We start from the raw sequence: 24820 nt of genomic DNA on the forward strand, positions 1-24820 counted from the left end.
ATTGTTGCGACGGTTCGCGCGCCCACCGCAGGCACGCATGCGCCGGCTGATCGAGTCCGAATCGTCCGCCCGCTCGCGCAGCGCGGGATGCGAACTCAGGCTGCTTCGAGCAGCGGCGTCAAGCCGCCCGCGCGATCGAGCGCCGAGAGGTCATCGTAACCGCCGACATGCGTCTCGCCGATGAACACCTGCGGCACCGTGCGGCGACCGGTCCGGGTCATCATCTCCTCGCGACGGGCCGGGTCCTTGTCGATCAGTACCTTTTCAACGTGCTCGACGCCGCGCGACTTTAAAAGACGTTCGGCCATCTGGCAATACGGGCACACCTGCGTGCTGTACATGATCACTTTGTTCACTTGGCTGCTCCTTGTTTCACCACCGGCATACCGGCTTTCTGCCAGGCGTCGACGCCGCCTTCGAGAACGTGGACTTCCGTGTATCCCGCTTCCTGCACGATACGCGCCGCCTTGTTCGACTGCTGGCCGGTCTGGCACACCAGCAGGACCGGATTGCTTTTGTTCTTCGGGAGTTGCGCTACCTGGGCCTGCAATTGCCCGAATTCGAAGTGCCGTGCCAACGGCAGATGCCCGCTGGCGTAGTCGGCGGACGGCCGCAGATCGATGACCGCCGCGTTGCGCCGGTTGATCAGTTGAGTGGCTTCGGCGGCCGACAGGCCGCCGCGTCCACGCCGCATGATAGTCGGCCACAGCAGCAACCCACCGGAGATAAGGACGATTGCGATCAGTACAAGATTGGTGTAATCGGTGAAAAACTTCACGGAGGATCCGCCGGAAAAAGAGAAATCGAGAGGGGTCATCCAGCCATTATAAAATAACCGTTTGACGCGATGGCGACGCGCCTCCACAGGCGCCTCGCAGCGCCGACCGCTTCCTCACTACCGACCGGCAATTCTCATGTACAAACTCGTTCTCATCCGCCACGGCGAATCGACGTGGAACAAGGAAAACCGCTTCACCGGCTGGGTCGACGTCGACCTCACCGAGCAAGGCAACCTTGAAGCCCAACAGGCGGGCATGCTGCTCAAGGAATCCGGCTACACGTTCGACATCGCGTACACGTCGGTGCTCAAGCGCGCGATTCGCACGCTGTGGCACGTGCAGGACAAGATGGATCTGATGTACCTGCCCGTCGTGCATTCCTGGCGTCTGAACGAGCGCCATTACGGCGCGCTGTCGGGTTTGAACAAGGCCGAAACCGCCGCGAAGTTCGGCGACGAGCAGGTGCTGGTCTGGCGCCGCAGCTACGACACGCCGCCGCCGGCGCTCGAACCGACCGACGAGCGCGCGCCTTACAGCGATCCGCGCTACGCCAAGGTGCCGCGCGAGCAATTGCCGCTCACCGAGTGCCTGAAGGACACCGTCGCCCGCGTACTGCCGCTGTGGAACGAGTCGATCGCGCCTGCCATCAAGTCGGGCCGCAACATCGTGATCGCCGCGCACGGCAACTCGATCCGCGCGCTCGTCAAGTATCTCGACAACATCTCGGACAACGACATCGTCGGTCTCAACATTCCGAACGGCGTGCCGCTCGTCTATGAACTCGACGAGAACCTGAAACCGGTCAAGCACTACTATCTCGGCGACCAGGAAGCGATCGCGAAGGCACAAGCCGCGGTCGCAAACCAGGGCAAGGCCGGTTGAGCACGCGATCCCGCCGGGCGCCGCCACGCGCGCAGCTGCCCCGTGCCGCGCGGCGCCACGATGGCTGGCGGGAAATACTGTATTGCGCGGGGTGGCCGTAGTCACCGGCCAAGGCGGCCACTGCCGTTGACTGGCTTGGCGCGGCACCCAACTGAAGCTGACAGCCGCGCATCGGGTCATACGACTTCGCCGTTCGCGGTGCGGATGCCGCGAACCAGGACGCTCCCGTACTGTCGAAGCACGATTGCCTGCACCACGCCCTGACCAGGCGGGTGTGCAGTTATACTTGTCCGTCCCATCTATATCGACGCTGCCACGCGCTTCCGACCGCAACAGACTCTATGCGAAAGAACCTGAAAAATATCGGCCTGATTGCCGTGGGCCTTGCTACCGGTGTCTTTGCCACCCTGCAATTCTCCGCCTCGGCCCAGCAACCCGCTAGCGCCGTTGTCGCACCGCTGCCGCTAGACCAGCTCAGGCTCTTTGCCGAAGTGTTCGGGCAGATCAAGCACGAATACGTCGAACCGGTCGACGACAAGAAGCTGCTCACCGCCGCGATCAAGGGCATGGTGTCGAGCCTCGACCCGCACTCTTCGTACCTCGACAAGACCGACTACGAGGAGCTGCAGGAGCAAACCAAGGGCCGCTTCGCGGGCCTCGGCATCGAGATCTCGTCGGAAGACGGCCTGATCAAGGTGATTTCGCCGATCGAAGACACGCCCGCGTTCCGCGCGGGCATCCGTCCGGGCGATCTGATCACGCGGATCAACGACAAGCCCGTGCGCGGCATGACGCTCGACCAGGCGGTCAAGCAGATGCGCGGCGATCCCGGCACCAAGGTTACGCTGACCATCTTCCGCAAGACCGACGACCGCACGTTCCCGCTCACGGTGACGCGCGCGATAATCAAGGTGCAGTCGGTCAAGGGCAAGATCGTCGCGCCGGGCTTCGCTTACGTGCGCATCACGAGCTTCCAGGAACGCACCACGCCTGATCTCGCGGCCAAGCTCCAGGACCTCGCGCGCCAGGAACCGAACCTGAAGGGCCTCATCCTCGATCTGCGCAACAATGGTGGCGGTTTGCTGCAGAGCGCGGTCGGCGTCGCCGGTGCGTTCCTGCCGCCGAATTCGGTTGTCGTGTCCACCAACGGCCAAATTCCGGATTCGAAGCAGATCTATCGCGACACGTACGATAACTACCGCCTGCAATCGTTCGACAGCGACCCGCTGAAGGACGTCCCGGCGATCTTCAAGACCGTGCCGATGATCGTGCTGACCAACGCGTACTCGGCGTCGGCCTCGGAAATCGTCGCGGGTGCGTTGCAAGACCAGCATCGCGCGCTGATCCTCGGCAAAACGACGTTCGGCAAGGGTTCGGTGCAGACCGTGCGGCCCATGACCGCGGACACCGCGCTGCGCCTGACCACCGCGTACTACTACACGCCGAGCGGCCGCTCGATCCAGAACAAGGGCATCCGCCCGGACATCCCGGTCGATCAATACGCAGACGGCGATCCAGACGACGCGCTCGTAACGCGCGAGGTCGACTACTCGAATCACCTTGCGAACACGCAGGATCCGAACGAGAAGAAGGAAGCGGACCAACGCGAGCAGGAGCGCATGGAACAGCTGCGCCAGCTCGAAGAGCAGAACGACAAGAAGACGCCGGAACAGCGCCAGAAGGATCGCGAGCGCAAGCCGATCGAATTCGGTTCGGCCGACGACTTCATGCTGCAGCAAGCGGTCGACAAGCTCGAAGGCAAGCCGGTTCAGGAGTCGAAGTCGATCATGGAACGCCGCCTCGCGCAGAACAAGCCGGGCACGTCGGCTTCCGCGCCGGTCGCGGTCAAACCGACGCAACCGGTGCCGGGCGCATCCGGACCGGCGCCGGCTTCGGCGCCCGCATCGGCTCCGGCAGCCAAGTAAGCAGCACCTCACGCGTGTATTCGCGGCGAATCGCGCCGCGAATACACGCGACTCACTTCTGGAAGCCACGGCATGGCCGGTCATCCGTCGCAGAAAGCCGCGACCAGCAGCAAACCCGCCGCAACAAGCCTGTCCCCGCGCGATTTAAAATAATAGCCACGCGCAGCGCGGCCTCCCGGTCCGTCTCCTGCGTGACACACTCGCGCGTCCCGCCATGAATGACGATCAACTTCTCCGCTATTCCCGCCATATTCTCGTCGACGAAATCGGCATCGACGCACAGCAGCGTTTTATCGACGCGCACGCGATCATTATCGGCGCGGGTGGGCTCGGTTCACCGGCCGCGCTGTATCTGGCGGCTGCGGGCGTCGGCCGACTGACGCTCGTCGATGCCGATACCGTCGACCTGACCAATCTTCAGCGGCAGATCCTGCACGTCAGCGCATCGGTCGGACGCAGCAAGGTGGAGTCAGGGCGCGACATGCTCGCGCAGATCAACCCGGAGGTTGTCGTGAATGCGGTGGCCGAGCGCGTCGACGACGCGTGGCTCGACCGCGAGGTGCCGCACGCGAGCGTCGTGCTCGATTGCACCGACAACTTCACGACGCGTCACGCGATCAACCGCGCGTGCGTTCGACATCGCGTGCCGCTGGTGTCGGGCGCGGCGCTGCGCTTCGATGGCCAGATCAGCACGTTCGATTTCCGCAGCGACACGTCGCCGTGCTACGCATGCGTGTTTCCCGAGGATCAGCCGTTCGAGGAAGTCGCGTGCTCGACGATGGGTGTGTTCGCGCCGACAGTCGGCATCATTGGCTCGATGCAGGCCGCCGAGGCACTAAAGGTAATCGGTGAAATCGGCACGCCATTGGTCGGACGCCTGACGATGCTCGATTCGCTGCGGATGGAATGGAACACGATGCGCATTGCACGTCAGCCAGATTGTCCGGTTTGTGCGCACGCGCATCAGTCGTGATGCGCAGGCCGAGTCTGCAACGCTGAAACGACAAGCGCCGCACACAGGCGGCGCTCTTCATCGAACAAGTCAGCGCAAGCAGGCCAAGCAAGTCAAGCCAGCGCCACCCGTTTCAGCGCCGCCTGCACCTCCTCCGGCTCGAACGAAGCGAGCACGTCGGCCACCGGCTTTTCGAGCGTCTTCAAATTCGAGCGCAACACCTCCTGCTTGACCTCGAGCAACTGACTCGGATGCATGGAAAACTCGGTGAGGCCCATGCCGAGCAACAGACGTGTCATCGACGGGTCGCCCGCCATCTCGCCGCATACCGACACCGGCACGCCCGCACGCTTCGCCTCGCGCAACGTAAAAGCAATCAGATGCAGCACCGCCGGATGCAGCGGATCGTACAAGTGCGCGACCGCATTGTCCGCGCGATCGATCGCGAGCGTGTACTGGATCAGATCGTTGGTGCCGATCGACAGAAAATCGAGCCGCTTCAGAAACAACGGCAACGCGATCGCCGCGGCCGGAATTTCGATCATCGCGCCGACCTGCGCGTTCGGATCGTAGGCGATGCCGGCATCGTCGAGCTGACGCTTCGCTTCGCGGATCAGATCGAGCGTCTGGTCGATCTCCTGCGCGTGTGCGAGCATCGGAATCAGGATCTTCACCTTGCCAAACGCCGACGCGCGCAGGATCGCGCGCAACTGCGTGAGGAACATTTGCGGCTCGGACAGGCTCCAGCGAATCGCCCGCAATCCCAACGCCGGGTTCACGGCGGTCTCGTAGCCGTCGCCGCCTCCCATCGAATCGAGCGGCTTGTCCGCACCGACGTCGATCGTACGGATCGTGACCGGCAAGCCGTTCATCAGTTCGACCGCACGGCGATACGCGCCGAACTGCTCCTCCTCCGCAGGCATCCGGTCCTTGTGATTCATGAACAGGAACTCCGTACGGAACAGGCCAACGCCCGTCGCACCGGATTCGAGCGCCGCGCGCGCGTCGTCCGGCAATTCGATGTTCGCGCACAGCTCGATGCGGTTGCCGCACAACGTTTGCGTCGGTGAAAACTTGAGTCGCTGCAGTTTGCGCTGCTCGAGCTCCTTTTCGCTTTGGCGGTACGAGTATTCCTCGAGCACGATCGGAGCCGGATCGACGATCACGATGCCGTGATCGCCATCGACGATGATCAGATCGTCCTGACGAATCAGCGCGCTCGCATGCTGCACGCCGACCGCGGCTGGAATGCCGAGGCTGCGAGCGACGATCGCCGTATGCGACGTGCGGCCGCCGAGGTCGGTGACGAAGCCTTGGAACGTTTGCGTCTTGAACTGCATCATGTCGGCCGGCGCGATGTCGTGCGCGACCACGATCATCTCGTCGCATGCGCCATGCACAGCATCGACGATGCCGGGCGCGCCCGCGAGCGCTTTCAACACGCGCTCGACGACCTGCTCGATATCGGCTTTGCGCTCGCGCAGGTATTCGTCTTCGATATCGTCGAAATGGCGCGACAGGCGTTCTAGCTGCTCGGTCAACGCCCACTCCACGTTGTAGCGGCGTGTACGGATCAGGTCGATGGTTTCCTGAACGAGCATCGCGTCGTTCAGGATCATGGTGTGGACGTTGATGAAGGCGCCCATCTCGCTCGGCGCATCGGCGGCCAGGTCGGCGCGCAACGCGTCGAGTTCATGATGAACGCGTTGCTGAGCCGCGCGAAAGCGCTCGACCTCCCCTTCGATCCGGGCAGGTTCGATCAGGTAGTGGTCTACGTCGAGTGCTGCCGGGGCGATCAGATAAGCCCGCCCAATGGCGATACCGCGTGACACGGGAATTCCATGCAGCGTGAATGACACGCGCACCTCCTCTATTTGTGTGATGCCGCGGCAAACCGCTGCAATGCTCTCAGACTCTATTGGTCATTATAAATTCCACGCCTTTTTGAAGTGTCGCAAAGGTGTGTGCAGCGCAGCACGAATTGTCGAAATCAGCGCTCGCGCATGGTCGACGAGCGTCGATCATTAGCATGCCGATCACGAACGCGTGCGCGACGCGTTCGAAGCAGCAGTTGCGCTGCGCACTCTTTCGCATCTGTTTTCACACGGGTGAAAAGCGAGCTGTTTTACAGCCAAATGTCGGCGACAAAAAAAACCGCGGTCGGGCCGCGGTTTTTGATCTGTCGAGTTTGCAGCGCGCTGCTTTACTGGCCTTCGCCGAATTTATCGGCGATCAGTTTCAGCAATGCGTCCATCGCTTCCTTTTCGTCGGGACCTTCCGTCTCGATCTGCACCGTACTGCCGATGCCCGCGGCTAACATCATCACACCCATGATGCTCTTCGCGTTGATACGGCGGCCATTACGGCTCATCCAGATCTCCGCCTGATAGTTGCCCGCGAGTTGCGTCAACTTGGCCGACGCGCGCGCGTGCAACCCCAGCTTGTTCACAATAGTCGTTTCCTGTTGCAGCATGTGATGATCCGAAGCGCGGGTGAATGAAATGGTGAAAGGTGAAACTGCAAAGCAGTTGCAATGCGGTTGAAGCCTTCAGCGGCGACTCGACTTACACTCCAGCCGGGTCGGGCCTGCTCGCCAGATCGGCGCCGGCAGGCAACGCCGGAATACAGTCGCCGGGCGCCGCATCGGGTGGCAGCGCCGGCAGGCAATCGCGCGATTCGGTCGGCGGCGCGACGGGTTGCGGCGTCGCCGGCCCGATTGCATGCACGCCCTTGGTCGCACCAGCGAGCGCCTTGTCGACGAGCGTGTCGAGCGGCGTCGCCCGATAGCAGACCGCGCGTACCAGCATCGGCAGATTGACACCGCACAGCACGCGCACGTCCGGCATCGTCGCGAGCCGGCCGGCAATGTTGGCCGGCGTCGCGCCGAACATATCGGTGAGGACGAGCGTGCCGTTGTCTTCTTTCAGACGCGCGACTTCCGAATTCGCAAACGCAACGACCTGCGCGGGATCGCAGTCCGCCGATACGTCGATCACGCCGATACGTGCCGGTAAACCGCCGTAGATATGAGAAATGCAATCGCGCAACGCGGTGGCGAACGGAGCGTGCGCAATGATCAGAATGCCTGCCATGTCAGCCTTACTGCAAAAGAACGGCCCCAAACCTGAGACCGGGACGCAGCCCGGTTCGCCAGCGCCCTCGACCGGCCGTGGGTCGCGAGAGCGGGAATGCATCGTGAACGAGTAGTTCGCTGCGCGCTGCCGGCGCGGGCGAAAACGCTGCCCGTCCATGCTCCGCGATCCGCGGTCGCGCCGATTGCAGCCGATAACGCTGCGGCTGGCGCATCGCGGGAGAGCGGGCATTGTAGCAGGCTCATTTTCGCGCCAAACCGCGTGGCGCACCCGATGCGTGTTCACTACATAGTTTGGGGGCGCAGCCGACCATTCAAGGCGACTGCGGCAATGCGGCGTTCAGGCTTGCGGGGTCAGCCGACCGCCCGCTCCAGCGCGTCGATGAACATCCCGGCGACGTCAAAGCCGGTCTGATCCATGATCTCGCGGAAACACGTCGGGCTCGTCACGTTGACCTCGGTGAGCCAGTCGCCGATCGCATCAAGGCCGGCCAGCAGCAAGCCGCGCGCGGCGAGCACCGGCGCGAGGGTCTGGGCGATCTTGCGATCGTGCTCGCTGAGCGGCCGCGCGACGCCAAGTCCGCCCGCCGCGAGATTGCCCCGCACCTCATTGCCCTGAGGAATCCGCGCGAGCGAATACGGCACCGCTTCGCCGCCGATAAGCAGGATGCGCTTGTCGCCGTCCTTGATCTCGGGGATGAATTTCTGCGCCATCACCGAGCGCGCGCCGTCGTGGCTCAGCATCTCGATGATCGAGCCGAGGTTCATGCCGTCGGCCTTCACGCGGAACACGCCCATGCCGCCCATGCCGTCGAGCGGCTTCAGGATCACGTCGCCGTGCTGTTCGTGAAACGCGCGCAGGCGCGCGGGGTCGCGCGTGACGAGCGTAGGCGCGACGAACTGCGCGAACTCGCCAATCGCGAGCTTTTCCGAATGATCGCGAATCGCCTGCGGCTTGTTGAAGATGCGCGCGCCGGCACGCTCGGCCATCTCGAGCAGCCACGTCGACGTCACATACTCCATGTCGAACGGCGGGTCCTTGCGCATCACCACCGCGCCGAAGCTCTTCAGCGCGCGCGGCGTGGCGGGATCGGCGGCAAACCACACGTCACGCTGCAAGTCTGTCGTATCGCCGACGATCGTGATGCGCTCAACGGTTGCCTCGACGTCGCCGCCCGTCCACGCCAGCTGCTTCGGTTCGCACGTCTGCACCGTATGACCGCGGCGCGCCGCTTCGGCCATCATCGCGTAAGTCGAGTCCTTGTAGATCTTGAAATGGCTGAGCGGATCGGCGATGAAAAGAATGTCCATGAAAGTCCCGTGCGCCCTGACGGGCTTGGCATTATTCGTCAATAGAGCCTTCACGAACGGCACCGGCGGCACGCATGCCGTCAGTGCCGTGCGCGAGGTCGCTTAGACCTGGATTGCTTCCGGATCGGTTTTTTCGAGTTCGACCGACGCGGCGAGCAGCCCGAGACGCGCGACCACGCCGTACATGTAGAAGCGGTTCGGCGGCGCGGCACCCGGCTTCGCGTGCGCATCGGGCAGCGCCGTGTGTTCGAAGCCAAGCGGCACGAAGTGCATGCCCGGCGCGTTCAGATTCTGGTCGCGCTCGCGGCTGCCGTGTACGCGGTAGAAGCCCCCCACCACATAGCGGTCGATCATGTAGACGACCGGCTCGGCCACTTCCTCACCGATGCGCTCGAACGTGTACACGCCTTCCTGGACGATCACGTCGTGCACTTCGAGGCCGTCTTTGGTCGCCGCCATGCGCGCGCGTTCGCGCTTGGTGAGTGCGGCGACTTCAGACGCGTCGTGCACCGTCATCACGCCCATCCCGTACGTGCCCGCATCGGACTTGATCACGACATACGGCTTTTCCGAAATGCCGTACTCGCGATATTTGCGCGCAATCTTTTTGAGCACGCCGTCGATCGCGTCGGCGAGCGCTTCCTCGCCGGTACGCTGCTGGAAGTCGACGCCTTCGACATGCGCGAAGTACGGATTGATCATCCACGGGTCGATCTCGACCATCTTCGCGAACTTCTTCGCAACGTCGTCGTAGCAGGAGAAATGCGTCGATTTGCGGCGCACCGCCCAGCCCGCGTGCAGTGGCGGCAGCAAATACTGCTCATGCAGATTTTCGAGCACCCGCGGGATGCCGCCCGACAGGTCATTGTTCAGCAGAATCGAGCACGGGTCGAAATTCTTCAGCCCCAGGCGCCGCGGCGAGCGCTCGAGCGGTTCGAGCACGAGCTTCTGGCCGTCCGACAGCGCGATGGTGACCGGGCCGTTGATGGTTTCGTCGAGCGTGCCGAAGCGCACGTTCAGCCCCGCCTGGCGCATGATCGACGCGAGCCGGGCGACGTTTTCGAGGTAGAACGCGTTGCGGGTGTGGCGCTCCGGAATCACCAGCAGATTCTTCGCGTCCGGGCAGATCTTTTCGATCGATGCCATCGCGGCCTGGACCGCGAGCGGCAGTACTTCCTGCGGCAGATTGTTGAATGCGCCGGGGAACAGATTGGTGTCGACCGGCGCGAGCTTGAAGCCCGCGTTACGCAGGTCGACCGAACAGTAGAACGGCGGCGTGTGCTCCTGCCATTCGAGCCGGAACCAGCGTTCGATAGCGGGCGTGGCGTCGAGGATCTTCCGCTCGAGGTCGAGCAGCGGGCCGTTTAACGCCGTAACTAGGTGCGGAACCATTGATCACTCGCAGACTGGAGAAAAAAGATTGTAGAGCAAATGCTTTGTCCAATTGGGGACGGTTTCTCCATTCGCAAGCAGACTTGAATGCATTCTCCCTGTTGCGATGATAAGCCGGGAGATTCGCCGCTTCCACCCCGTGCCAGCCAATTTCGTCGATCATTTTCGCGCCGTCTGACCGCCTGGTTCGGACCGTATTCGTGCGTGGGCCCGCGGCTTTTGAAAACGGCGCGTATAAAAAAGCCCGCCATGAAGGCGGGCAATTTTCGTGCTTGTTTGCTGAGCTCAGCAGCCGCCGGGGTCGCCCCGGTCCGTCACCCAACCGGTCCGTCCATCGAGCCTGGCGGCGCCGGTTCGATGGAGTACAGCCCCGTCGCAAGGGCTGCGCCGGTTATTCGACGTGCTCGCCGTGCAGGCTCACGTCGAGGCCTTCGCGCTCCTGCTCTTCGGTCACGCGGATGCCCATGACCATGTCGATGATTTTCAGCAACACGAAGCTCACCACGCCGCTGTAGATCAGCGTCGTCAGCACGCCCTTCGCCTGCAGGATCAGGCTGCCGTCGGATCCACCGATATCCTTGACCGCGAATACGCCGGTCAGCAACGCACCGACGATGCCGCCGATGCAGTGCACGCCGAACGCGTCGAGCGAATCGTCGTAACCGAGCTTGTGCTTGAGCCACGTGGCCGACCAGAAGCAGACTGCGCCGGCGACGACGCCGATCACCAGTGCGCCGAGCGTGCCGACGAAGCCCGAAGCCGGCGTGATCGCCACCAGCCCAGCCACCGCGCCCGACACGATACCGAGCACCGACGGCTTACCCTTGGCCGCCCATTCGACGAACATCCACGCGAGCGCGGCCGCCGCGGTCGCGACCTGCGTCGTGAACATCGCGAAGCCGGCGCGGCCGTCCGCTGCCACCGCCGAACCCGCGTTGAAGCCGAACCAGCCCACCCACAGCATCGCGCCACCGATCAGCGTGAGCGTCAGGTTGTGCGGCGCCATCGCTTCGCGGCCGTAGCCGACGCGCTTGCCGAGCACCAGTGCACAGACCAGCGCTGCGATACCGGCGTTGATGTGCACCACCGTGCCGCCGGCGAAATCGAGGATGCCCGCGCTAGCCAGCCAGCCTGACGGTTCCCACACCATATGCGCGATCGGCGAGTAGACGATGATCGACCACAGCGTCATGAACACGAGCATCGCTGAGAACTTCATGCGGTCCGCGAACGCGCCGGTGATCAGTGCCGGCGTGATGATCGCGAAGGTCATCTGATAGACGAAATAGACCGTTTCGGGAATCGTCGGCGCGAGGTGGCTGACGGTCAGCGTCGTGGCCTTGTCGCCCTTGACATAGGTCATGCCGGCCATGAACACGCGCGACAAGCCGCCGATGAACGGCCCCCCCGGCGTGAACGCGAGGCTGTAGCCGATCACGGTCCAGACGATCGTCACGACACAGGTGATCGCGAAGCTTTGCATCAAGGTCGCGAGCACGTTCTTCTTGCGGACCATGCCGCCGTAGAACAGCGCGAGACCCGGGATCGTCATGAACAGCACGAGCGCGGTGGACGTGAGCATCCACGCGGTGTCGCCGGAATTGATCTTCGATGAATCGACCGAGAACGGCGCGGTCGGCGTGGCCGGCGCGCCGGCGGCGTCGCTAGCCGGTGCACTGGCCGCGGCCGCGGCCGACGCATCGGGTGCCGACGCGGTGGCTGCGGGGGCCGAGGCGGCGGCGGCCGCCGAAGCGTCGTCCGCGAGAGCGGTGCCGACACCGCCCGCGAGCAGCGAGCCGGCCATCAGCAGGGACATCAATAGTTTGCGCATCTTCGTTTCCTCTTATCGCTAGCTGTTGTCGCTATGCTCTGTCGTTACAGCGCGTCTGCGCCGGTTTCGCCGGTGCGGATCCGCACCACCTGCTCGATCGGCGTGACGAAAATCTTGCCGTCGCCGATTTTGCCGGTGCGCGCAGCGCGCTCGAGCGCCTCGATCGCCTGATCGACGATGTCGTCCGACACCGCCGCCTCGATCTTCACCTTCGGCAAAAAGTCGACGACGTACTCAGCCCCCCGATACAGCTCCGTGTGGCCCTTCTGCCGCCCGAAGCCTTTGACTTCCGTCACCGTGATGCCCGACACGCCGATCGCCGACAAGGCCTCGCGTGCCTCATCGAGCTTGAACGGCTTGATGATTGCGGTAATGAGTTTCATGAAATCCTCGCTGGTTGGTGCTAATGCCGTTGCGTACCCGCAATCGCGGTCTGGTGCGTCGCCGGTAAAAGCGCCTTGGCGGTGCGCGCGGGGCCAGTAAAAGCAACTGCCATGCCAAGCTGAGGCTGCCGGCGCGCGCTCGATGGCGGGTGGCGCTCGGCCGGCCTCGTCCGAACGGCCACCGGCGTGGCCGGCGGTGGCGCGGCATAGGGATCGTTGCTAGAGTGCTCGAAGGTCCTGGACGCGACCGGCGCGCACCAAATGCGCTCACACGGCCGACGAGCGGCGATGCGAGCGCACCAGCATCGCCCATTCGCCGCAACGGGGCACGGACGTAACGAAACATGCACATTTTTTGTGCATCAAGGGGAAACACCATGAAACAACCGAACGACGTTTTCAACGACTTCCAGGCGCGTATCAGCGATCTGTTCAAGAACTCGCCGGCCAAGGACGTCGAGCGCAACGTCAAGGCAATGCTGTCGCAAGGCTTCTCGAAGCTCGATCTCGTCACGCGCGACGAATTCGATACACAGACGCAGGTGCTGGTGCGCACGCGCGCGCGCCTCGAGGAACTGGAGCGCCGCGTCGCCGAACTCGAGCAGAAGCTGCCGCTCACCCCGACGCCATAATCCCTGCTCGCAGCCGTTGCGCTGCGTGATGCTGCACATCACCGGCAAGCGGGCCGTGACGTCGACAGCGTTTTAGGAATTCGCGCTCGTCTCGGGCGCGCCGTCCGACGGGAGAAAACATGTCGCTTGCCGTGGTGCGCAGTCGCGCGCCGGCCTCTGGCCGCGCGCCCGAAGTAACCGTCGAGGTTCACCTCGCCAACGGACTACCGTCGTTTTCCATCGTCGGCCTTCCGGACCTGGAAGTACGCGAAAGCCGCGAGCGCGTGCGCGCAGCGCTGCAGAACTGCGATTTCGATTTCCCGGTCAGGCGCATTACCGTCAATCTGGCGCCCGCCGATCTGCCGAAAGAGTCTGGCCGCTTTGATCTGCCAATCGCACTCGGCATCCTCGCCGCCAGCGGGCAGATTCCGGCCGAGTCGCTGCTTCATCGCGAGTTTGCCGGGGAGTTGTCTCTAACAGGCGCGCTGCGGCCGATGCGCGGCGCGTTCGCGATGGCATGCGGAACCGCACGCGGCGGCTCGGCCACCGGCAGCGGCCATACCGATGCGCAACCTCCTTCGGGGTGCGCTGGTCCTGTGCCTCACGCGCAAGCGGCGACGCTACCCCTGCGGGTCCCCCAGCTCTATCTGCCCGCGGCCAGCGCGGCGGAAGCGGCGCTGGTGCCGGGCGTCGACGTCTATGGCGCCGCCGACCTGCCGTCGTTGTGCGCGCACCTCGCGGGCGAAGCCGATGCGCGCCTCAGCCCGGTCGAAGCGCCTGAACCCGGCGGCGACCAGCCCTCGTACGCTCCCGACATGGCCGACGTGATCGGCCAGCGCGCCGCCCGCCGCGCGCTAGAGGTCGCCGCGGCGGGCGGCCACCACGTGCTGCTGATCGGACCGCCTGGCGCCGGCAAGTCGATGCTCGCCGCACGCCTGCCCAGCCTGCTGCCGCCGATGACCGACGACGAAGCGCTCGCCTCCGCCGCATTGCTGTCCGCGAGCCGGATCGGCTTCAAACCGTCGCAGTGGCGACAGCGGCCGTTTCGAGCGCCCCATCACTCATCGAGCGCGGCAGCGCTGGTCGGCGGGCGGAATCCGCCACAGCCGGGGGAAATCACACTCGCGCATCTAGGTGTGCTCTTTCTCGATGAATTGCCCGAATTCGATCGCGTGGTGCTCGAAACCTTGCGCGAGCCGCTCGAAGCAGGCCGCATCACGATTTCGCGCGCCGCATTGCAGGCTGACTTCCCCGCCGCATGCCAACTGATCGCCGCGATGAACCCGTGCCCATGCGGCTGGCGTGGCGATCCGGCCGGGCGCTGCCGCTGCACGCCCGAGGTCGCCGCGCGCTATCTGCGCAAGCTGTCAGGGCCGCTGCTCGACCGAATCGATATCCAACTCGAGATTCCGGCGCTCACGCCCGCCGAACTCGCGGCCAGAACCACGGCCGCCGGCGAGCCGAGCGCGGCCATCGCGGAGCGAGTGGGAGCCGCGCGCGAACGGCAACGGCTCCGGCAAGGCAGGACGAATCGCGAACTGGGCGGCCGGGAAGTGGACGATCTCTGTCGTCCGGACGCGGCCGGTGAAGCGCTGCTGCGCGAAGCCGGTGAGCGTTTTGGCTGGTCGGCGCGAGCCTACTACCGGGTGCTGAAGGTCGCACGGACTATCGCGGACCTTGCCGGCACGGCAATGCCGAGCGCCGCGCAGATCGCCGAAGCGATTCAATACCGGCGCGCGTTTGGCGCGTTATAGGGAGAAAAAACTACTGTCAAGACTTGACTTATGCACACGTTCGCGCTTCTGACAGATTTTGTTACATGTGAAAGGCATCCAGACTGAGCTCCGGCGAACGCATTGATTTTATTGGATTTTTTAAAATGCGCCGCACCGGGGAATCCTGACGGAAGGCCCACCAGCCGGACCTTTTGGGCAAATGAAGCGGAGTTCTCAACAGAGTTATCCACAGGTATCGCCGACAACTCGAAAACATCAACGTAAACCGCGAATTAGCGCGCAATGCTGCGAAAAAACATTGACTGCAGTCGCCGCCCCATCGGGTCTCGATCCGGCCAAAAATACCGCTTTCAATACAGCTGGAACGACGAAAAAAATTGGTCGAGCTGGTCCTGCGGCAGTGCCTGATCGGCGATGATCGCCGCCTGGTATACATGCCGCCCGTGTGCGACGAGCCGCGCATAGACGGTGCGCGTCTCATGCTTCGCCCCGGCAACGCCGCTTACTTTCATCTCCAGGCCTGGCGTCTTACCGCCCGCTGCCAGCGGGATCTGCACCGGGTGCGCGTCGGGCGCCGCGCCGACATTGCGCGCCAGCCCGGCGCGCAGGAAATCGAGCGCGGCGCGCTGCGTCGCGTCGCTGTCGTCCGGCAGCATCAAGGTGCCCACCGCGAACACCGCGTGGCCGGCTTCCGCGCTCTGCATCGCCATCTGCATCGGCGTGCCGTTGATCTGCACCGGGCGCTGGTCGTTGCCCGGCTTGGCCGGGAAATCGACCGTGTAGCCGTTATCGTTGTTCATCACGGTGCGCCAGTCGAAGGTCGGCGAGCAAGCGCCAAGCGCGACACCGAGTGCGAGCGCGCCGAGCGCGGTGCCGAGCATCGTTCCCGCGCGCGGCGGTCGTGGCGAAACGTCGGCGGAATTGACCGGCTGGACGCGGTTCCGCGCTGGGCCCGTTACGCGGACCAACAAACGGTTTATCAAAGGAACGCGGGACCAAACGCGGGTGAGCAAACGGCGGGAGCCAAAAGCAGTTCGGAGCATGGAGGATCGGAGATCGGGCTTACAGGAACATAAAAACCGTATTATCCGCCGATCCTTTGCTGCTGCGGCTTTCCGCCGGCTGACGCACGGCGCAATCGCACCAATGGCGCTACAATAGCCGGGCTATCCAGCAGTGCCTCCGATCACCGATTGCCGACCCATTGCTCCGCGCGTCCCGCGCAAATCCCGAGGTTCCGTTCATGAGCTCGAATCCATCCACTGCCGCCCGGCGCGCTAACCCGCTTCGCTACGTGATCGCGTTGGCCGTGGCCGTAGCGCTCGCTGTCGCCGGCTATTTCGCGTTTGCGGGTCAGCAGCGCGTGCCCGATGCGACCTTTACGCTGCTGTCGGGCCAGAAGCTGTCGACCGCGGATCTGAAGGGCAAGGTCTATCTGGTCAACTTCTGGGCGACGAACTGCGACACCTGCATGCAGGAAATGCCGAAGATGGTCGAAACCTATAACCGCTTCAAAGGCCAAGGCCTGGAATTCGTCGCGGTCGCGATGAACTACGACGCGCCGATGTACGTGACCAACTACACGCAAACGCGTCAGTTGCCGTTCAAGGTCGCGATGGACGACGGTTCGGCCGCCAAGCAGTTCGGCAACGTTCAACTCACACCGACCACTTTCGTCGTCGACAAGGACGGCAAGATCCTGAAGCGCTATGTCGGCGAGCCGCAATTCACGGAACTCGATCAATTGCTCGCCAAGGCGCTGAAAGGCACGTCAGCCTGAGCAAAGTCTGATCGTCAATCTGATTCATACGCGCCGGCGCAAGCTTTCGCCGCCGGCGCTTCTCCGCTTCACCGCTCCCCTTCACCTTTGGCCGCGAGGCCATATCGCTTGATCTTTTCGTACAGCGTCGCCTTGCCGAGCTGCAAGCGGTCCGCTGCGACCGCCACCACGCCACCCGCCTGCTCCAACGCCTCCGCAATCATCGCGCGCTCGAACTGCTCGACCCGTTCCTTTAGCGGCTGCGTGGCCGCACTGTCGTCGTCGAACGACAGTACCGGGTCGTCGGCGATGCCGAGAACAAAGCGATCGGCGGCATTGCGCAGCTCGCGCACGTTGCCCGGCCACTCGCGCTTCATCAGACTCGTGCGCTGGCGATCGGTGAGGATCGGCGCCGGCCGCTGATAACGCACCGCCGCATCAAGCAGGAAATGCTCGAACAGCGGCACGATGTCCTCGCGGCGCTCGCCAAGCGGGGGCAGCGCGATCGTCACCACGTTGAGCCGGTACAGCAGGTCGCGGCGGAACGAGCCATCAGCGACATGCTCGGCCATGTCGCCCTTGGCCGCCGCGACCACGCGGCAGTCGACACGAATCGGCTGATTCGAGCCGAGCCGCTCGAGCACGCCGTCCTGCAGCACGCGCAGCAGCTTCACCTGCAACGCGAGCGGCATGCTCTCGATCTCGTCGAGAAACAGCGTGCCGCCAGACGCATGTTCGAGCTTGCCGATCCGCCGTTTCGCCGCGCCGGTGAACGCGCCCGGCTCGTAGCCGAACATTTCCGATTCGAACATCTGCTCGGGTAGCGCGCCGCAGTTCACCGCGATGAACGGCTTGTCGCGGCGCGGCGACAATTCGTGGAGGCTGCGCGCTATCAGTTCCTTGCCAGCACCGGTATCACCGTTGATCAGCACCGATGCATCGGTCGGCGCGACGTTCGCGATCAGTCGCCGCACCTGCTCGATCGCCGGACTGCGGCCGATGATGCGCGGCGCCACCGTGCTCTGCCCAGCCAGCTCACGCCGCAGTGCGAGGTTTTCGAGCACCAGCTTGCGGCGCTCAAGCGCGCGCCGCACGGTTTCGATCAGCCGTTCAGACGCGAACGGCTTCTCGATGAAGTCATACGCGCCATCGCGCATCGCCTGCACCGCCATCGAAATATCGCCGTGGCCCGTCACCAGGATCACTGGCACCTCGGGCGCGCGTTCATGGCATTGCGCGAGCAGCTCGAGGCCGCTCGCGCCGGGCAGACGGATGTCGCTGACGATCACGCCGGAGAAGTCCGCGCTGATCGCCTTGGCCGCCGACTCCGCCGACGCGTACCCGATCACGTCGAAGCCCGCGAGCTGCAGGCTCTGCACGCCCGCGCGCCGCACCAGTTCGTCGTCTTCGATATACAGCACTTGCAGGCCGTCGTTCATGGCGTGTTCCGGGTAAAGTCAGGCGCCCGCGCTCAGCGGGTCCGGCGAAGGGTTCGCCTGCACGCGCGCACGGCGCAGCGTCAGGATGAATAACGCACCGCTGTCCGGCGCGTTGCGTGCGACCAGCGAGCCGCCGCAATCGCGCGCGATCGACGATGAAATCGCGAGACCGAGACCGAGCCCCTGGCCCATTTCCTTGGTCGTAAAGAACGGTTCGAAAAGGCGCGGCAGTACGTCGTCAGCAATGCCAGGGCCGTTGTCGCTGACCGCGACCGACAGCGTCGCGTCGGCGGCCTCGACCCGGACCGCGATGCGTGGTGGACTGATGCCGGCGGTCGCGTCGAGCGCGTTGCCAAGCAGATTGATCAGCACCTGTTCGAGCCGCAGGTCATCGCAATGCGCGACCAACTCCGGATGATCGTCGGCGAGGTTCAGCGGCACGCACGCGCCGCCCGCCGCATCCCCATCGGCAGCGGCATCGGCACCGGCACCGTTATTTGCATCGGCATCGGCAGTCGCTTGCGCATCGCTCAGCAGGAACTCGAGCTCGACGCCCTGCAGACGCTTCTGCAGCAACGCGACCACGTTGCGCAGCGCTCGCACGATCGGCGCGCGCGCACTGCGCGGTCGCGCGCGGCCGACGAACAGCTTCAACTGGTTGGTGATCTTGCCCATGCGCTCAGTGAGCGCCGCGATCGCTTCGAGATTCTCGCGCGCCGACGCCTGGTCGCCGCGTTCGAGCAGCACGCGGGTGTTGTCCGAGAAACTGCGCAGCGCGGCGAGCGGCTGATTCAGTTCATGCGTGATGCCGGCCGCCATCTGGCCGAGCGCGGCAAGCTTGCTGGCCTGGACCAGCTCGTCGTGCGCGGACCGCAACTCCTGTTCCGCGCGCGTGCGCTCGGCCACTTCCTTCTGCAATCGCTCGTTCGCTTCGGAAAGGTCCGCGGTGCGCTCCGCGACGCGCTGGTTCAATTCCGCGTACGCGTTTTGCAGCAGCGCGCGGCTGCGCATCACCACGCGCACGCGCGCGCGGCGCATGCGCCAGTAGAACCCGAGCAGCACCAGCGACACGTAGCCGAAGCCGGTCACGATGGTCGCGTTGCGCGCGTCGGCATCGACCGGATCGACTGGCGACATCGTGATCAGATGCCAGTCCGGTTCGCCCATGCCGTAACGCGACGCGAGATAGCGCGGCGCGGAACGCCCGGCGCCGATGCGCAGGATCTGCGCATTGCCGGCGAGCGCGCGCACGACCGTGACCGGCAGCGGCGCGATCGGCTGCTGCGCGTATTGGCGAGCCTGGTAGATCGAATCGGCGACCTGACCAGGCAGCGGCCGGATCGTGTGATATTTCCACGCGGGCACCGACGACAGAAAGATCACCCCGTGATCGTCGGTAACGACCAGCGGCTCCGATGCATCCACCCCCTGGAACCATTCGAGGTCGAGCTTGACGACGGCCACGCCGACGATCTTGCCGTCGCGCCGCACCGGCTGCGAGATGTAGTAGCCCGGTGCCTGCGAGATCGTGCCGATCCCGAAAAAGCGGCCTACACCACCGTTCACCGCGTCGATGAAATACGGCCGGAACTGATAGCCCGCGCCGACGAAACTGCCGGGCCCGCGCCAGTTGCTCGCGGCGACGCAGTGGCCGTCGGCGGAAATGACGTAGGTGACGGTCGCGCGCGCGTGGCGGTTCAGGTCTTCGAGATAGAGATTGGCGCGCTTCACGTTGTCCTGACTCGGATCGATCAGCACATCCTGCACGATCGGATGCTCGCCGAGCAGATAAGGCAGCGATTCGTAGCGTTCGAGCGTGCTTTTCAGCACGCTCGCGGTTCGCTCGGCGCGCACGGCGGCGTTGCGCCGCAGCGTGTCGACACCATTGCGCCACGCGATGCTATAGGTGAGCCAACATGCCCCCACGAGCCCGGCTGCGAGCACGGCAAGGATCAGCAGGCGGCGCGTCACGTTGGCAAGATCCGATCGTTGGGGATCGGACATTGTGGCATAAGCAAACGCGGCGTCGGGCTCGGGCGGCCCGCGAGTTTCGCCGGATGCGCACGCCGCGGGCGACGCAGAAAGCGCCGGGGAAATCGATGGCGTGCCGGTCGCGCGCGCGGACGCCGGTTTCATAGCTAGGCGCGCGCGCGTCACGACAGAACGGATGAATCTACGCGCGGCTCAAACGCGAGCCGGCTCTTCGACGGCCACATCGCCGCGCAGCATCGACTTCAGCTTGCTGCGATCGAGCTCGTTCTCCCACGCCGATACGACGACCGTCGCGACACCGTTGCCGACGATGTTGGTCAGCGCGCGGCATTCGCTCATGAAGCGGTCGATGCCGAGAATCAGCACCATGCCCGACAGCGGAATCGTCGGCACGACCGCAAGCGTCGCTGCCAGCGTGATGAAGCCCGCGCCGGTCACACCGCTCGCGCCCTTCGAGGTCAGCATCGTCACCGCGAGCAGCGTGATCTGCTGGGTCCACGTGAGGTCGGTGTTGGTCGCCTGCGCGATGAACAGCACCGCCATCGTCATGTAGATGTTGGTGCCGTCGAGATTGAACGAGTAACCGGTCGGCACCACGAGGCCCACCACCGAGCGCGAGCAGCCGAGCTTTTCGAGCTTCAGCATCAGTTGCGGCAGCGCGGCTTCGGACGAGCTCGTGCCGAGCACGATCAGCATCTCTTCCTTGATGTAGGCAACGAAGCGCAGGATGTTGAAGCCCACCATGCGCGCGATCGCGCCGAGCACGAACACGACGAACACGATCGAGGTCAGATAGAACGTGCCGATCAGCTTGAGCATCGGCAGCAGCGAGCCGATGCCGTACTTGCCGATCGTGAAGGCCATCGCGCCGAACGCGCCGATTGGCGCGAGCTTCGTGATGATGCGCACCATCCCGAACAGCACGTGCGAAATGCCGTCGATGAAGTTCGTGACGACGCGGCCCTTCTCACCGGCCGTTGCGAGCACCGAGCCGAACAGCAGCGCGATCAGCAGGATCTGCAGAATTTCACCCTGCGCGAATGCCGACGAAATCGTGTCCGGGATGATGTGCATGAAGAAGTCGACCGTGCTCTGGCCGTGCGCCTTCGCCGCATACGACGCGACCGCGCGGCTGTCGAGCGACGCCGGATCGACGTTGAAGCCGGCGCCCGGGCGCAACAGGTGCGTGGCCGCGAGGCCGAGCACGAGCGCGAAGGTGGACACGATCTCGAAGTACAGCAGCGCCTTGCCGCCGACGCGCCCGACCTTCTTCATGTCCTCCATGCCGGCGATGCCGGTGACCACGGTGCAGAAGATGATCGGCCCGATCACCATCTTGATCAGCTTGATGAAGGCGTCGCCGAGCGGCTTCATGTCGACGGCGAAATTCGGCGAAAAATGCCCCAGCACGATACCAATGATGATCGCCACGATCACCTGGACGTACAGCACTTTATGGATAGGTTTCTTCACGATGATTCCTGCGAGGTGGATGAACTCATGACCCGCGGCAGGGCGTCGCGCGAACGAAGCGTCGTCGCGCGGGCGCACTGCTTCAGGGCGACCAAGACGACGAATTCAGAAATACCTGGAAGGGAAATCGAACATCGTTGTCTCCTTGCTTTAGTTGTCGGGCCGTGGCGGCCACGCGCTTTAAATTGCAAGGTCGGTGCCAGCTCGACGTGGCGCCCGAAGCCTTGATGTATATGGCTTTGCGGGAGACGGACGGCGAAGGTCGTCCGGGAGTCCGGAAATCCGGACGACCGGCGTCGGGGAATCCGGAATCAGCGGCTCGCCAAATCGCGGGGAAACCCGCAGGGGTTTATGCGAGGGCGGTGGGTACGGTGGGCGGCGTAACCGCTTATCTGCCGCAGCGGCTACTGTGTCGCGATTCTCAGACGGGGAGCGCCGGCGCGGGCGGCAGCATATCGTGCGTCAGCTGATCGATGCGGTCGGTGCAGATCATGTCGACGCCCCACTGCGCGAGCAGTTGCGCGCGCGCCGGATCGTTGACCGTGTAGGCGAGCACCCGCAGCCCGGCCGCGTGGATCTGCGCGACCAGCGGCTCGCTCAGATGACGATGGCTCGCGTGCAGCGACACGCAATCCAGTTCGCGCACGATGTGCAGCCAGTCCGCCGGCACCTCCTCGAACAGCATGCCGCGCGGCAGCGACGGCGCGGCATCGCGCGCGGCGGCGAGCGCGTCGAACGAGAACGACGACAGGAGCGGCGGCGTCTGTCCTTGCCACAGGTCCCGCGCGCCATTGGCGACCGACGTGCCGGTGATCACCTCTCGGCCTGTGAACGGCTTGATCTCGATGTTCGCCGCGATACCGTCGCGCGCACACCGCTCGGCAGCCTCGGCGAGCGTCGGCAGCCGTATGCCGGCGAACTGCTCGCCACGCCATGCGCCCGCGTCCAGTCGGGACAGTTGCGGCCAGCCAAGCGCGACACCCGGCCCGTGACCGTTGGTGGTCCGCGCGAGCGTATCGTCGTGCATCAGGAACAGTTCGTCGTCGGCGGACAGCTTCGCGTCGAATTCGACCATCCGATAGCCGTAACGCACGCACGCGTCGAAGCCCGCGAGCGTGTTTTCCGGCGCCAGCGTGCCGCCGCAGCGATGCGCGATCAGTCGCGGATAAGGCCATTGCGCGGATAGTCCGCGATCATTCCCATGTGCCACGTGTCGGTCCCTTTCTGATTGAGCGGTTCAGTGTGCTAGCGACGTGTACTGACGCGTTGCCTACAGCGCCTTTGCATGTCCGGCGCGCGGGTCCGGCGTGGGAGTCCAGCGTGTCCAGCGTGTGAGTCGAGCGCGTAGTATCGCGCGCCGGGCGCGCCGCAGCGAAAGCCCGAGCGAAGAGCCCGCCAACGTCGGCGCATGAAAAAGCCCGCGCATCGGCGGGCTTTCTGCTGCTGTGTGCGACTGCACGGCCAGGCGCCAGCGCGTCAGACCACGCCGGCTCCATGCGCCTGCAAGTCGGCGTGATAGCTCGAACGAACCATCGCGCCCACCGCGGCGTGCGTGAAGCCCATCTTGTACGCCTCTTCCTCGTACATCTTGAAGGTGTCCGGATGCACGTACGCGCGCACCGGCAGATGGTGCTCTGACGGCTGCAGATACTGGCCGATCGTCAGCATATCGACATCGTGCTCGCGCAGATCACGCATCACCTGGAGAATTTCCTCTTCGGTTTCGCCAAGGCCAACCATCAGGCCGGATTTCGTCGCGACATGCGGATGCAGCGCCTTGAAGTCCTTCAGCAGCTTCAGCGAATGCGCGTAATCCGAGCCCGGCCGCGCTTCCTTGTACAGACGCGGCACCGTTTCGAGGTTGTGGTTCATCACATCGGGTGGCGCGGCGTTCAGGATGCCGATCGCACGGTCGAGACGGCCGCGGAAGTCCGGCGTGAGGATCTCGATACGGGTTTCCGGCGACAGTTCGCGCGTCTGACGAATACATTCGACGAAATGCGCCGCGCCGCCGTCACGCAGGTCATCGCGATCGACGCTGGTGATTACGACGTACTTCAGCTTGAGCGCGGCGATCGTGCGCGCGAGATTGCCTGGCTCCTGGGCATCGAGCGGATCGGGGCGGCCGTGGCCGACGTCGCAGAACGGGCAGCGGCGCGTGCACTTGTCGCCCATGATCATGAAGGTCGCGGTGCCCTTGCCGAAGCATTCGCCGATGTTCGGGCAGCTCGCCTCTTCGCACACCGTGTGCAGATTGTGTTCGCGCAGGATCTGCTTGATTTCGTAGAAACGCGAATTGCCGGTGGCCGCTTTCACGCGAATCCAGTCCGGCTTCTTCAGCTTTTCAATTGGGACGATCTTGATCGGGATGCGGGCGGTTTTGGCTTGTGCTTTCTGCTTCGCGGTGGCGTCGTAGGCGGCGGGGGCCGGCACGCCTTCGGTGGCGGAGGAGACGGCGGAATTCGCGGTAACGTCAGTCATTCGTTGGATCCAGTCAGGCGGTGAGCGCACCGGCCTGTGGTTGGGCGACGGCCGCAGGACTGCCGTCGAGATTTGCGGTGAGGCGTGCTGCCAGCGTGCGGGCCACGTCGTCCCAGCCGGCGGCGGCACCCAGCGTCGCCATATCGACCGTTCGGAGCCCCGCGTAGCCGCATGGATTGATTGCGAGAAACGGTTGCAGGTCCATGTTCACGTTCAGACTCACGCCGTGATAACTGCAGCCGTTGCGGATTTTCAGGCCCAGCGCCGCGATTTTGGCGCCGGCGTGCGGCCCGCTGTCGGGTGAGGGCGCCACGTAGATGCCGGGGGCGCCCGCCTTGCGTTCTCCGGCGAGATTATACGCCGCGAGGGTGTCGATCACGGCCTGCTCGATGCGCGTGACCATTTCGCGAACCATCAGCTTGCGCCGGCGAAGATCGAGCAGTAGATACGCGACCACCTGGCCCGGCCCGTGATAGGTGATCTGCCCGCCTCGATCGACTTTCACGAGCGGAATACCGCTGTCGGCGGCAAGCAGATGGGCGGGGTCTCCCGCCTGGCCGAGCGTGAAGACGGGCGGGTGTTCGACCAGCCAGATTTCGTCGGGGGTATCGGCGGTGCGCGCGTCGGTAAACGCGCGCATCGCGTCGAAACTGGTTTGGTAGGGTTCGCGGCCGAGCCAGCGCAGCGTTGGCGGCGCGATGGCGGGTAAAGGCAGGAGAGACGGAGAAACCGGGGCGGCACACATGATCCCGGCAGTTTACCGAAAGATGCGAATCCTCGCCC

22 protein-coding genes are annotated in these 24820 nt (G+C 64.3%); 6 read left to right on the forward strand and 16 right to left on the reverse strand.

Annotated elements, in window-relative coordinates; translation table 11 throughout:
- Positions 1-95: 95 nt before the first annotated feature.
- Positions 96-356 (reverse strand): glutaredoxin 3, encoded by a 261-nt coding sequence (grxC, locus tag VGH68_RS18165; RefSeq protein ID WP_013088272.1) that lies wholly within the window; start codon positions 354-356, stop codon positions 96-98.
- Positions 353-778 (reverse strand): rhodanese-like domain-containing protein, encoded by a 426-nt coding sequence (locus VGH68_RS18170; protein ID WP_331605055.1) that lies wholly within the window; start codon positions 776-778, stop codon positions 353-355. Before VGH68_RS18170 ends, grxC begins: the two co-directional genes overlap by 4 nt.
- A gap of 136 nt (positions 779-914) precedes the next feature.
- Here VGH68_RS18170 and gpmA point away from each other — a divergent pair, with 136 nt between their 5' ends.
- From gpmA to VGH68_RS18185, 3 genes are all read left to right on the forward strand, one after another.
- Positions 915-1661: a 2,3-diphosphoglycerate-dependent phosphoglycerate mutase gene (gene gpmA / locus VGH68_RS18175; protein ID WP_331605056.1), complete on the forward strand. Its 747-nt coding sequence runs from the start codon at positions 915-917 to the stop codon at positions 1659-1661.
- Positions 1662-2002: 341 nt separating this feature from the next.
- Entirely contained in the window at positions 2003-3586 is a 1584-nt protein-coding gene (locus VGH68_RS18180) for a S41 family peptidase (RefSeq protein WP_331605057.1), read from the forward strand.
- Positions 3587-3800: 214 nt separating this feature from the next.
- Positions 3801-4559, forward strand: a complete 759-nt coding sequence (locus VGH68_RS18185; RefSeq protein WP_331605058.1) for a molybdopterin-synthase adenylyltransferase MoeB — start codon at positions 3801-3803, stop codon at positions 4557-4559.
- 92 nt (positions 4560-4651) lie between these two features.
- On the opposite strand, the gene ptsP is transcribed toward VGH68_RS18185, so the two are convergent.
- The 7 genes from ptsP to VGH68_RS18220 all read right to left on the reverse strand — a co-directional run bounded on the left by ptsP (position 4652) and on the right by VGH68_RS18220 (position 12546).
- On the reverse strand, positions 4652-6397 hold the full coding sequence (ptsP, locus tag VGH68_RS18190) for a phosphoenolpyruvate--protein phosphotransferase (protein ID WP_331605059.1): 1746 nt from the start codon (positions 6395-6397) through the stop codon (positions 4652-4654).
- Between the two features lie 344 nt (positions 6398-6741).
- Positions 6742-7011, reverse strand: a complete 270-nt coding sequence (locus VGH68_RS18195) for an HPr family phosphocarrier protein (RefSeq protein ID WP_331605060.1) — start codon at positions 7009-7011, stop codon at positions 6742-6744.
- A 91-nt stretch (positions 7012-7102) separates the two neighbouring features.
- Positions 7103-7630, reverse strand: a complete 528-nt coding sequence (locus tag VGH68_RS18200) for a PTS mannose transporter subunit IIA (RefSeq protein ID WP_331605061.1) — start codon at positions 7628-7630, stop codon at positions 7103-7105.
- Between the two features lie 353 nt (positions 7631-7983).
- On the reverse strand, positions 7984-8940 hold the full coding sequence (gene gshB / locus VGH68_RS18205) for a glutathione synthase (RefSeq protein ID WP_331605062.1): 957 nt from the start codon (positions 8938-8940) through the stop codon (positions 7984-7986).
- A 102-nt stretch (positions 8941-9042) separates the two neighbouring features.
- Positions 9043-10332: a glutamate--cysteine ligase gene (gene gshA / locus VGH68_RS18210; protein ID WP_331605063.1), complete on the reverse strand. Its 1290-nt coding sequence runs from the start codon at positions 10330-10332 to the stop codon at positions 9043-9045.
- 391 nt (positions 10333-10723) lie between these two features.
- Complete coding sequence (locus tag VGH68_RS18215) at positions 10724-12163, reverse strand: ammonium transporter (protein WP_331605064.1); 1440 nt, start codon at positions 12161-12163, stop codon at positions 10724-10726.
- A gap of 44 nt (positions 12164-12207) precedes the next feature.
- Positions 12208-12546, reverse strand: a complete 339-nt coding sequence (locus VGH68_RS18220; RefSeq protein WP_013088261.1) for a P-II family nitrogen regulator — start codon at positions 12544-12546, stop codon at positions 12208-12210.
- A gap of 377 nt (positions 12547-12923) precedes the next feature.
- On the opposite strand from VGH68_RS18220, the gene VGH68_RS18225 reads away from it, so the two are divergent.
- A complete protein-coding gene (locus VGH68_RS18225; protein ID WP_331605065.1) occupies positions 12924-13178 on the forward strand; it encodes an accessory factor UbiK family protein in 255 nt (84 codons plus the stop codon).
- 119 nt (positions 13179-13297) lie between these two features.
- Complete coding sequence (locus VGH68_RS18230; RefSeq protein ID WP_331605066.1) at positions 13298-14911, forward strand: YifB family Mg chelatase-like AAA ATPase; 1614 nt, start codon at positions 13298-13300, stop codon at positions 14909-14911.
- A 332-nt stretch (positions 14912-15243) separates the two neighbouring features.
- Here the strand turns inward: VGH68_RS18230 and VGH68_RS18235 are convergent, their stop codons facing one another.
- Positions 15244-15774, reverse strand: a complete 531-nt coding sequence (locus VGH68_RS18235; protein WP_331605067.1) for a hypothetical protein — start codon at positions 15772-15774, stop codon at positions 15244-15246.
- A gap of 362 nt (positions 15775-16136) precedes the next feature.
- Here VGH68_RS18235 and VGH68_RS18240 point away from each other — a divergent pair, with 362 nt between their 5' ends.
- Complete coding sequence (locus tag VGH68_RS18240; RefSeq protein WP_331605068.1) at positions 16137-16673, forward strand: TlpA disulfide reductase family protein; 537 nt, start codon at positions 16137-16139, stop codon at positions 16671-16673.
- Positions 16674-16741: 68 nt separating this feature from the next.
- Here the strand turns inward: VGH68_RS18240 and VGH68_RS18245 are convergent, their stop codons facing one another.
- The 6 genes from VGH68_RS18245 to lipB all read right to left on the reverse strand — a co-directional run bounded on the left by VGH68_RS18245 (position 16742) and on the right by lipB (position 24782).
- Positions 16742-18091 carry a sigma-54 dependent transcriptional regulator gene (locus tag VGH68_RS18245; protein ID WP_331605069.1) on the reverse strand — a complete coding sequence of 450 codons (1350 nt, stop codon included), beginning with the start codon at positions 18089-18091 and terminating at the stop codon, positions 16742-16744.
- An 18-nt stretch (positions 18092-18109) separates the two neighbouring features.
- Positions 18110-20227: a sensor histidine kinase gene (locus VGH68_RS18250; RefSeq protein ID WP_331605070.1), complete on the reverse strand. Its 2118-nt coding sequence runs from the start codon at positions 20225-20227 to the stop codon at positions 18110-18112.
- 48 nt (positions 20228-20275) lie between these two features.
- Positions 20276-21556: a dicarboxylate/amino acid:cation symporter gene (locus VGH68_RS18255; RefSeq protein WP_331605071.1), complete on the reverse strand. Its 1281-nt coding sequence runs from the start codon at positions 21554-21556 to the stop codon at positions 20276-20278.
- Positions 21557-21977: 421 nt separating this feature from the next.
- Complete coding sequence (gene ugpQ, locus VGH68_RS18260; protein WP_331605072.1) at positions 21978-22766, reverse strand: glycerophosphodiester phosphodiesterase; 789 nt, start codon at positions 22764-22766, stop codon at positions 21978-21980.
- Positions 22767-23032: 266 nt separating this feature from the next.
- Positions 23033-24037: a lipoyl synthase gene (lipA, locus tag VGH68_RS18265; protein ID WP_331605073.1), complete on the reverse strand. Its 1005-nt coding sequence runs from the start codon at positions 24035-24037 to the stop codon at positions 23033-23035.
- Between the two features lie 13 nt (positions 24038-24050).
- A complete protein-coding gene (gene lipB, locus VGH68_RS18270) occupies positions 24051-24782 on the reverse strand; it encodes a lipoyl(octanoyl) transferase LipB (protein WP_331605074.1) in 732 nt (243 codons plus the stop codon).
- Positions 24783-24820: the final 38 nt, after the last annotated feature.

It is taken from the genome of Paraburkholderia sp., from assembly GCF_036488505.1.
Taxonomy (GTDB): Bacteria; Pseudomonadota; Gammaproteobacteria; order Burkholderiales; family Burkholderiaceae; genus Paraburkholderia.